This is a genomic window from Actinomycetospora sp., assembly GCF_055612215.1.
Window position 1 is genome coordinate 1 of sequence record NZ_JBVPVA010001114.1, and the last position, 1,187, is coordinate 1,187.

The 1,187-nt window shown below is 73.2% G+C and carries 1 protein-coding gene; it reads right to left on the bottom strand.

Annotated elements, in window-relative coordinates; genetic code table 11:
• Positions 1-857, bottom strand: an 857-nt coding sequence (locus AC0CYZ_RS29985; protein ID WP_472221763.1) for a DEAD/DEAH box helicase, incomplete at its 3' end; no start/stop codon positions are given.
• Positions 858-1,187: the final 330 nt, after the last annotated feature.

A 1,187-nucleotide genomic window follows, 5' to 3' on the forward strand; every position in this document is an offset into this window, starting at 1 on the left:
TCGCCGTGCACCGCGCCGACCTTGAACCCGCGCTCGGCGAGCTCCTCGGAGACCTTGCTGGCGGTCCGCTTGGTGCGGGTGAAGACCATCGTCGGGCCGCGGTCGGTGGCCTGGAGCGTGCGGGCGAGGATCTCGACCTTGTCCAGGGCGTGGGCGCGGAAGACGAACTGGGCGGTGCGCTCACCGATGGCGCTCGCGTCGACCTGCTCGGCGCGGATGTGCGTCGGCTGGGTCAGGAACGTGCGGGCCAGCGTGATGATCGGCCCCGGCATGGTCGCCGAGAAGAGCATCGTCTGGCGCTTCGTCGGCAGCATGGCGAGGATGCGCTCGACGTCGGGCAGGAAGCCCAGGTCGAGCATCTCGTCGGCCTCGTCGAGGACCAGGCCGCCGATCTTCGCGAGGACCAGGTGGCCCTGCTGCGCGAGGTCGAGCAGCCGGCCCGGGGTGCCGACGACGAACTCGACGCCGGTCTGCAGCGCGGCGATCTGCTGCTCGTAGGGGCGGCCGCCGTAGATCGAGACGACCCGGGTGCCCAGGCCCTTCGAGGCGCCCTCGATGTCCTTCGCGACCTGCAGGCACAGCTCGCGGGTGGGCACGACGACCAGCACGCGCGGCGTGCCGTCCTCGGTGGGGGTGCCGAGGCGCTGCAGCAGCGGGACGCCGAAGCCCAGCGTCTTGCCGGTGCCGGTGCGCGCCTGGCCGATGAGGTCCTCGCCGGCGAGGGCCAGCGGGAGCGTCAGCTCCTGGATGGCGAAGGTGTGCTCGATCCCGTTCGCGGCGAGCGCCTCGACGATCTCGGGGACGACGCCCAGCTCGGCGAACGTGGGGGAGTCCTGCGCGGAGATCGTGGTCGCCACCGCGGTGGTGGCGAGCTCCTCGGCGGGCTGGGGGTCATCCGGCTGTGGATCGGTGGTGGTGGTGGATGCGTCGGTGCTCAGCGGTCTGCCTTCCTCACGGCTCGTGCACGCGAGGTGAGCCGGCTGGCTCGACCGCCACCTCCGCTTCCGGAGGGCGAGGACGTCGTCCGCGACGTCTCCCGGGGCGGGAGAGCCGGTTGGGGCGCCCGCGCGCTGGATTCGTCCCGCGACACATCGGGTGAGCGGGTCACCGGGCGACGCGTCCGCGGGAGGCCGGAGCCGGCGACGGACGGTGCGTGGGGGAGCGGCCCGGGCGGGCCACATCGGTCG